At 65.6% G+C, this 8160-nt stretch carries 9 protein-coding genes; 4 read left to right on the top strand and 5 right to left on the bottom strand.

Annotated features, from left to right (window positions below):
* A partial coding sequence (gene phaZ / locus AC5JJ6_RS31305) for a polyhydroxyalkanoate depolymerase (protein WP_496045798.1) occupies positions 1-867 on the top strand: 867 nt, incomplete at its 5' end.
* Between the two features lie 142 nt (positions 868-1009).
* Entirely contained in the window at positions 1010-2692 is a 1683-nt protein-coding gene (gene ettA, locus AC5JJ6_RS31300) for an energy-dependent translational throttle protein EttA (protein ID WP_496045797.1), read from the top strand.
* Positions 2693-2747: 55 nt separating this feature from the next.
* Here ettA and AC5JJ6_RS31295 read toward each other — a convergent pair whose 3' ends face one another.
* Positions 2748-3143 (bottom strand): Aq_678 family protein, encoded by a 396-nt coding sequence (locus AC5JJ6_RS31295; RefSeq protein ID WP_496045796.1) that lies wholly within the window; start codon positions 3141-3143, stop codon positions 2748-2750.
* A 274-nt stretch (positions 3144-3417) separates the two neighbouring features.
* On the opposite strand from AC5JJ6_RS31295, the gene AC5JJ6_RS31290 reads away from it, so the two are divergent.
* Entirely contained in the window at positions 3418-4182 is a 765-nt protein-coding gene (locus AC5JJ6_RS31290) for a hypothetical protein (protein ID WP_496045795.1), read from the top strand.
* Here the strand turns inward: AC5JJ6_RS31290 and AC5JJ6_RS31285 are convergent.
* A complete protein-coding gene (locus AC5JJ6_RS31285; protein ID WP_496045794.1) occupies positions 4179-4781 on the bottom strand; it encodes a glutathione S-transferase family protein in 603 nt (200 codons plus the stop codon). The genes AC5JJ6_RS31290 and AC5JJ6_RS31285 overlap by 4 nt on opposite strands.
* 123 nt (positions 4782-4904) lie before the next feature.
* Between AC5JJ6_RS31285 and AC5JJ6_RS31280 the strand changes: the two genes are divergently transcribed.
* Positions 4905-5381, top strand: coding sequence for a PaaI family thioesterase (locus AC5JJ6_RS31280; RefSeq protein WP_496045793.1), 477 nt, complete (start codon positions 4905-4907; stop codon positions 5379-5381).
* A gap of 18 nt (positions 5382-5399) precedes the next feature.
* On the opposite strand, the gene hemB is transcribed toward AC5JJ6_RS31280, so the two are convergent.
* From hemB to AC5JJ6_RS31265, 3 genes are all read right to left on the bottom strand, one after another.
* On the bottom strand, positions 5400-6374 hold the full coding sequence (gene hemB / locus AC5JJ6_RS31275) for a porphobilinogen synthase (protein WP_496045799.1): 975 nt from the start codon (positions 6372-6374) through the stop codon (positions 5400-5402).
* Between the two features lie 180 nt (positions 6375-6554).
* Positions 6555-7406: a metallophosphoesterase family protein gene (locus tag AC5JJ6_RS31270; protein ID WP_496045792.1), complete on the bottom strand. Its 852-nt coding sequence runs from the start codon at positions 7404-7406 to the stop codon at positions 6555-6557.
* A 10-nt stretch (positions 7407-7416) separates the two neighbouring features.
* Positions 7417-8160 (bottom strand): diacylglycerol/lipid kinase family protein (locus AC5JJ6_RS31265; protein ID WP_496045791.1); only part of this gene is annotated, 744 nt, incomplete at its 5' end.

The following is an 8160-nucleotide window of genomic DNA, read 5'->3' as shown; positions in this document are numbered from 1 at the left end:
CGCGGTACCTGCCAGACGATGCTGGCCGAACACGACGTCTACATCACCGACTGGCATAACGCCCGCGACGTCCCGCTGAAGGAAGGGCGGTTCGACTTCGACAGCTTCGTGGACCATCTGATCCGTTTCTTCGAGGTGCTGGGACGCGACTGCCATGTGGTGGCGGTCTGCCAGCCTTCGGTCGCGGTGCTGGCCGCCGTCGCTGTTATGGCGGAAAGGGACAACCACTCCCAGCCGCGCAGCATGACGCTGATGGCGGGTCCGATCGACACCCGGATCAACCCGACCAAGGTCAACGAGCTTGCGACGTCCAAGCCGATCGAGTGGTTCGAGCAGAAGCTGATCTCCAGCGTGCCGGTGCGCTATCCAGGCGCCCTGCGGCGGGTCTATCCGGGCTTCGTCCAGCTTGCCTCGTTCATGCAGATGAACATGGAGCGGCACAAGAAGGCCTATCGCGACATGTACGAGCATCTCGCCGCCGGCGAGGTCGAGAAGGCGCAGGCCATCCGGACGTTCTACGACGAGTATCTGGCGGTGATGGACCTGCCGGCGGAGTTCTTCATCCAGACCGTCCGCACCGTGTTCCAGGACTGTCTGCTGCCCAAGGGCGAGTTGAAGTGGCACGACCAGCCGGTCAACCCGGCGGCGATCCGGCGGACGGCGCTGTTCACCGTGGAAGGCGAGAACGACGACATCTGCTCGGTCGGCCAGACCCTGGCGGCGCAGGAATTGTGCAGCGGGCTGCGGCCCCATCTGAAGCACCATCATCTTCAGACCGGCGCCGGCCATTACGGCGTGTTCAACGGGCGGCGCTGGACCAATCAGGTCTATCCGATGCTGAAGATGATCATCCAGCAGAACGGCTGACGGCCTGACGGCCGGGACCGCCGACGCTCCCTCGCGACTCGCCAAGCCGGCCTGCATGCGCTAAATAAGGCCAAACATCGGCGGGCTACCGTTGCGGTGCGTTCCGCCGCACCCTTTTTCAAGTTTTTGGTCGGAGAGACGCATGGCGTCCTATCAATACGTCTTTGTCATGAAGGGGCTGACCAAGATCTACCCCGGCGGCAAGAAGGTGCTGGATAACGTCTGGCTGTCTTTCTACCCAGGGGCCAAGATCGGCGTGCTCGGCGCGAACGGCGCCGGTAAATCGACCCTGATGAAGATCATGGCCGGCATGGACAAGGACTACAACGGCGAGGCCTGGACCGCCGAGGGCGCCACCGTCGGCTACCTGTCGCAGGAGCCGCAGCTGGACGAGTCCAAGACCGTCCAGGAAAACGTCATGGATGCCCTGGCGGGCACCAAGGCGCTGCTGGACCGGTTCGAGGAAGTCAGCATGAAGCTCGGCGAGGTCGAGGACCCCGACGAGATGACCGCCCTGATCGACGAGCAGGCCGAGTTGCAGGAGAAGATCGAAGCCGCCGACGCCTGGGACCTTCAGCGCACGGTCGAGATCGCGATGGACGCGCTGCGCTGCCCGCCGCCGGACAGCGCCGTCACCAAGCTGTCGGGCGGCGAGCGCCGCCGCGTGGCGCTGTGCAAGCTGCTGCTCCAGAAGCCGGACCTGCTGCTGCTTGACGAACCGACCAACCACCTGGACGCCGAATCGGTGGCGTGGCTGGAGAAGTTCCTGGAAGACTACAAGGGCACCGTCGTCCTGGTCACCCACGACCGCTACTTCCTGGACAACGTCACCGGCTGGATCCTGGAACTGGACCGGGGTCAGGGCATCCCCTACGAGGGCAACTACACCGCCTGGCTCGAACAGAAGCAGAAGCGCCTGGACCAGGAGGCCAAGACCGAGGCCGGCCGGCAGAAGACGCTGGCGCGCGAGCTGGAATGGATCAGGCAGGGCGCCAAGGCCCGCCAAAGCAAGAGCAAGGCGCGTATCTCCGCCTACGAGACGATGCTGGCCGAGAGCGGCAAGCAGCAGAGCAACGAGGCGCAGATCATCATCCCGACCCCGCCCCGCCTGGGCGGCGTGGTCATCGACGCCGAGAACGTCTCCAAGGCGTTCGGCGACCGGCTGCTGTTCGAGGACCTGAGCTTCCGGCTGCCGCCCGGCGGCGTGATCGGCGTGATCGGCCCCAACGGCGCCGGCAAGACCACGATGTTCCGCCTGATCACCGGCCAGGACCAGCCGGACGCCGGCACCTTTAAGGTCGGCGACACCGCCAAGCTCGGCTATGTCGATCAGAGCCGCGACACGCTGGCGCCGAACAAGACGGTGTGGGAGGAAATCTCCGACGGGCTGGACATCATCGACCTGGGCAAGCGGTCGATGCCGAGCCGCGCCTATGTCGCCGCCTTCAACTTCAAGGGCGCCGACCAGCAGAAGAAGGTCGGCCAGCTATCCGGCGGTGAGCGCAACCGCGTCCATCTGGCGAAGATGCTGAAGTCGGGCGCCAACGTCCTGCTGCTCGACGAACCGACCAACGACCTGGACGTCGATACCCTGCGAGCTCTCGAAGAGGCGCTGGACAGCTTCGCCGGCTGCGCCGTGGTCATCAGCCACGATCGCTGGTTCCTGGATCGCATCGCGACCCACATCCTGGCCTTCGAGGGCGACAGCCACGTCGAATGGTTCGAGGGCAACTACCAGGACTACGAGGCGGACCGCAAGCGCCGCCTGGGCCACGAGGCCGACCAGCCGCACCGGATCAAGTACAAGCCGTTGCAGAGGGCGTAACCGGGGGATGGGGCGCCGGGTGTCGGGCGATGGCCCGGCACCTCACTCTACCGTATCACTCTTCGCAGAACATGACGCATTCCCGCTTGGGAGTGATCCGGCCGCCGCAATCGGTGAAGCAATCGTCGTAGTGGGCTTCGCATTGGGACTTGTGCTCCGACCGATAGCTTGAACAGCCCATGCTCTTGAAGTCCCAGACGCTTTTCTTGAGCGGAAGCTTCTGCTCCTCCCGCGCGCGGCGATAGCGGCGGAAGGCGTCCTCCGCCTGATCCTCGTCCTCTCTCTCGCACATCCTGTAATAACGTTCGGTGCGGTCGACGCAGTCCTGCGTCTCCGCCTTGCAGTCCCGCACGCATTCGCGGGTGCTGACGGTATCGGGCGCCGTATAGATGTTTTTCGTGCTGTAGATCGGGCCGCAGGCCGCGATCAGCCATGGCACTAAAAGCGCCAAGGGGAGTTTCCTGAGTACGGTCTGGGGAATTCGCATGGTCGCTCCGTGCTCAGGATGATTCTCGCAAAAGGAGTATTGTTATTCCAATAGGAGTGGAAAAGAAATCCGATAGTGTGCGGCGACCTGCCCACAGGTTGAGGTTGAGAGTGCCAGCTTTCGATCCATAACAAAGTTGAAGCCAGGTTTAATCCAGCCAAGCTTCAGCCTTGCTCCCGATCCGGAGCCCGCCCTGGAGCCCAATGAGGGAAACCCAAGCCAGATCGGACCCGCCGCCATGCCGCAGCCGAAGCCATCCGACAACCGCCACGCGCCGGTATTTACCGACCGAGAGACGGAGTTCCCGCGCTTCAAGAAGCCGGTCGGAGCGATGGCCGAGGCAGCGCCTCCGGCGGAGGGGCCGGCCGCTTCCCCAACTTCCCGAACCGCAAAGGAGCAACGCCGGCCGAGCAGGTTCCTGACCGGCTTCATCGTCGGGGTGCTGGCTGCGGGCGTCGGCGTGGTAGCCGTTTTCCTTATGCTGATCGGGGGCGACTTGAACAGCATCGACCCGGCGCCGCAGCCGCCCCGGAGAGAGGCGAGAATCGTGGCGCCCGACGTTCAGGGCGCTCCCCTGCCCTTGCCGCTGGAGACGCCCGCGCGCACCTTGCCGCCGGAGTGGCCGGAGAACGCCGTGGCGGCAGCGCCTGCGGCTCCCGCACCGCCGCCAATACCAGCGCCTTCGGCGTCGCTCGGCCAGACGCGGCTGTTCGTCCACCACTCCTCCACCCAGCCTCAGACGGTCGTGGCAAGCGAGATAGCCGGCCAACTGCGCGGCGGGGGATTGAGCATCATCGACATCCGGCGCATCTCGGGCACCATTTCGTCCGGGAGCGTCCGGTACTTCTTCCCCGCCGACCGGGAGGCCGCGACGGCATTGGCGGGAATGCTGGGACAGATCTATCGCGGGCGGAACGACCCACGGGAGTTCCGCCTGCTCGACTTCACCACCTACACCCCGAAGCCCAGGGAACGGACGCTGGAGATCTGGTTGCCGAATTAGGCGGTGATCGGCACGTGTCCCGGCTGGGCCGCCACGCGGGCAAGCCATGCCGTCACCGCCGGGTAACCCGACAGGTCGAAGCCGCCTTCATGGGCGACATGGGTGTAGGCGTAGAGGGCAATGTCGGCGATCGTGAAGGTGTCGCCGACGAAGAACCGGGTTTGCCGGAGATGGGTGTCCATCACTCCCAGAGCGGCGTAGCCTGCGGCCCGCTTGCGCTCCATCGCTTCGAGCAGCCAGGGCGTCATCTCGATCCCGTGGGTCAGCCAGAATCGGACGGTCGCGATGTTGGGTTCGTGGCTGTACTGCTCGAAGAACATCCATTGCAGCACCTGCGCGTGGGCGAAGGGATCGGTGGGCAGGAACGGCGTGCCGTCGGCAAGGTAGTGCAGGATCGCGTTGGATTCGGGCAGCAGGCGGCCGTCGTCCAGTTCCAGCAGGGGTATCCGGCCGTTGGGGTTCTTCGCCAGGAACTCGGGCGTCCGGGTTTCCGCCTTGTCGATGTCGAGCGGGACGTAGTCGTAAGCCTGCCCGAGCAGGGCGAGGATCAGCCGGACCTTGTAGCCGTTGCCCGAACAGGGATCGTCATAAAGCCGCATAGTGTCTCCGGAAACGGTCGCGGTGGGATAGGCAGGGAAGCCGTGGTTCCATGGTACCCGAAGCCGCCGGCGAACGTTATGGTCTGGTACGTTATCCGCTCTGCGAGTCCAGGTGCCTGCCTTATGTCGAATTCACCGTCGTCCCTCCACCCCGAAGACGAGCCTTTCATCGACCCTCTACTGACGCCGGAGGAGCCATCCGGCTTCCAGCGGACCATGCGGTATCTGCTGGCCGAGTGGGAGCCGGACCGCGCCGTGCTGGCGATGGAGATCCTGCCGCGCCACTTGAACCGGGCGGGAGTCGTCCATGGCGGGGTGCTCGCGACCTTGCTCGACACAGTTGGCGGTTTCGCCGGGACCTATTGCACCGTGCCAGGCAACAAGCGCGGTGCGGTCACCCTGTCGCTGACCACGACGTTCCTGTCGCAGGCCACCGCCGGCACCCTGCGCGCGGTCGGACGGCGGCGCGGCGGCGGGCGCAAGATCTTCATGGTGACGTGCGAGGTGTTCGACGACCAAGACCAACTGGTCGCACTGGGCGAAGGGACTTACCGGTACCGCAGCGGCAGCGAGGACCCGGAAGGCGTGCCGGCCGGCTAAGCCGGCACGCCCGAAGGTTCAGGCGCGGTCGCGCAGCATCCTGGCGGCTTCGATCGCGAAATAGGTCAGGATGGCGTCGGCGCCGGCGCGCTTGAAGGCCAGCAGGCTTTCCAGCACGACCTTGTCGTTGTCGAGCCAGCCGTTGGCGCAGGCCGCCTTCAGCATCGCGTACTCGCCGCTGACCTGATAGACGAAGGTCGGCACGGCGAAGGTCTGCTTGACCCTGGACACGATGTCCAGGTACGGCATGCCGGGCTTGACCATGACCATGTCGGCGCCCTCCTGAAGGTCCAGCGCCACTTCGCGCAGGGCCTCGTCGGTATTGGCCGGGTCCATCTGATAGGTGCGCTTGTCGCCCTTCAGGAAACCGCCGGAGTTGACCGCATCGCGGAACGGGCCGTAGAAGCCGGAGGCGTATTTGGCGGCATAGGAGCAGATCCGCACCAACTGGTGCTCCTGCCCGTCCAGCGCGTCGCGGATGGCGCCGATCCTGCCGTCCATCATGTCCGACGGCGCCAGGATGTCGATGCCGGCGGCGGCCTGGGCAAGGGCCTGGGCCACCAGCACCTCGACCGATTCGTCGTTGAGGATGACGCCGTTGTGCATCAGGCCGTCATGACCGTGGCTGGTGTAGGGATCGAGCGCCACATCGCCGACCAGACCCAAGTCGGGGAACTGGCTTTTCAGCGTCCGGATGGTCCGGCACATCAGGTTGTCGGGGTTGGTCGCCTCGCGCCCGTCCTCGGTCTTCAGTTCCGACGGCGTCACCGGGAACAGCGCCACCGCCGGGATGCCGAGATCGACCGCCTCCGCCACATGGGCCAGCAGCAGGTCGAGCGACAGGCGTTCGACGCCGGGCATCGACGCGACCGGCTCGCGCCGGTTCTCGCCGTCAAGCGCGAAGACCGGCAGGATCAGGTCGTCGGTCGTCAGGCGGCTCTCGGCCACCAGACGGCGGGTCCAGGCATCGGCGCGGTTGCGGCGGGGCCGCATGCGCAGATTGAGCTGCCGCGCGCCGGCCGGAGTCACGGAGGGAGCCGCCACCGGAACGGGGGCTACCAGCGGGACGGGAGAAGTGACCGGCGGTTCGGCGGGCCGCGGAGGTTGCCGGTTGAACAGCTTGGTAAACATCTGATCTGGAGCTCGTTATTGGCAGCCGCGACTGTACGCCGTTCAGGACACCCGGCTCAATCCCGGATCTTGCTCCTGGAGCACCCAGCGGGTCCCGCTACGGACATACCTGCTCAGCAATCCGGGTGTGAAGCGCGCCCCTTCCCAGGACCTTACCAGGAAAGTGACGGAAGCGTCCTCGCCGGCGCCGTCGATCGAGATGAAGTTATAGGCGTTGGGTTCGTTCCGCAGCCGGGTCGATGTCGCGGTCGAGGCCTGGGCCACCAGGATCGAGCGTTCGACCTTGGTGTGGTGGCTCATGATGTCGCCGCTGTACGCCTTGTGCAGGTGGCCGGCCAGCATCAGGTCAACCCCGGCGTCCTCCAGCCGGCGCAGCGCCTTGCGGGCACGGCCGACCAGAGTCGTCTTCGGGGCGTCCGGCGGCGGCAGAAACGGGTGGTGGGTGAAGAAGATCTTGAAACGGTCCGGTCCCGCCGCCTTCAGCGTCCTGTGCATCCGCTCGATCTGCTTGGCATTGATCCGGCCCTCCGCGAAGTCCCAGATCAAGGGCCGCACCGTGTTGATGCCGACCACGACAAGGTCGTCGTCCTGGTGGATCGGGCACAGGTCCTCGCTGATATAGTGCTTGTAGTTGCGGTAAGGGTCGATGAAGCGGCCCAGCAGGTTGAAGTTCGGGATGTCGTGGTTGCCTGGGATCACCATGTAGGGCATCGACAGCCGGTCCAGGAAGGCGCGCGCCTCGCGGAACTGGCTGCGCCGTGCCCGTTGCGTCAGATCGCCGCTGATGATCGCCAGGGAAGGCTTCTGCTCCTCCAGGTCCTCCGCCAGCGCTTCGACCACGCGCGGGTCGATGCGGCCGAAATGGAGGTCGGAGATATGGGCGACGGTGCGCATGCCGTTGGCCTCAGGCGCTCGCCCGGCGCGGGCCGCCCGGAGCTTCGGCGGGTTTGTCTTCCACTTCGGCGGGGGCCGCTTCGGCGTTCTCGGCCGGAACCAGGATACGCAGGCCGCCGGCCAGCATCCGGTAGTGGAGCGGCGCCTCCATGCGGTGGACCTCCCCGTCGTTGGCGACCTTCAGGGTGCGCCGGCGGCTCTTGACCGTGAACTCGGTCAGGCTCATGACCTCGAGCTCCGCGTCGCGCTGCCAGGTTCCTAGCACCAGCGCCACCATCATCTTGGCCATCTTGAGCGGCTGGCGGTGCTTGGCGAGGTAGAGCGCCAGCTTGCCGGTATCCAGGTGCGAGCGCTTCAGGAAGGCGCCGAAACCTTCGTCATAGGGGTTGTTGGCGACAGCCAGGATCGGCGTGGTGATTCGGCGAGTTCCCCGGTCGGTCTGGAGCCTGACACGAAGCAGCGGGTACTCCTTGAGCGCCTTCACCATGGCGATGCCCATGGCCGGCCACTTGCTGAGGCCCCTGCTTTCCCGCACCTCCTCCCGCTCCTGGACCATCATCGGGTAGAGGCCGAGGACGGAATGGTTGAGAAAGACGGTGCCGTTGACGTCGCCAACATCCATCGGCTTGATGGTGCCGCGCGCCAGCAGGGGCACGGCTTCCGCTATGGGAAGCGGGATGCCGAGGTCCTTGGCGTATAGGTTGAGCGTGCCGAGCGGCAGGATGCCCAAGGCCTTTTCGGTCCCCATCACCTT

The sequence above is a fragment of the Skermanella sp. genome, assembly GCF_059503625.1.
The sequence above is the reverse complement of the archived record's forward strand: the minus strand, read 5'-3'. Positions and strand labels throughout refer to the sequence as shown.

Excerpts from the sequence above, each read along its gene's own strand:
- hemB (WP_496045799.1), bottom strand. The coding sequence starts at position 6,374 with ATGCGGCCCCGCCGCAACCGCGCCGATGCCTGGACCCGCCGTCTGGTG.
- AC5JJ6_RS31290 (WP_496045795.1), top strand. The coding sequence starts at position 3,418 with ATGCCGCAGCCGAAGCCATCCGACAACCGCCACGCGCCGGTATTTACC.
- AC5JJ6_RS31270 (WP_496045792.1), bottom strand. The coding sequence starts at position 7,406 with ATGCGCACCGTCGCCCATATCTCCGACCTCCATTTCGGCCGCATCGAC.
- ettA (WP_496045797.1), top strand. The coding sequence starts at position 1,010 with ATGGCGTCCTATCAATACGTCTTTGTCATGAAGGGGCTGACCAAGATC.
- AC5JJ6_RS31285 (WP_496045794.1), bottom strand. The coding sequence starts at position 4,781 with ATGCGGCTTTATGACGATCCCTGTTCGGGCAACGGCTACAAGGTCCGG.
- AC5JJ6_RS31280 (WP_496045793.1), top strand. The coding sequence starts at position 4,905 with ATGTCGAATTCACCGTCGTCCCTCCACCCCGAAGACGAGCCTTTCATC.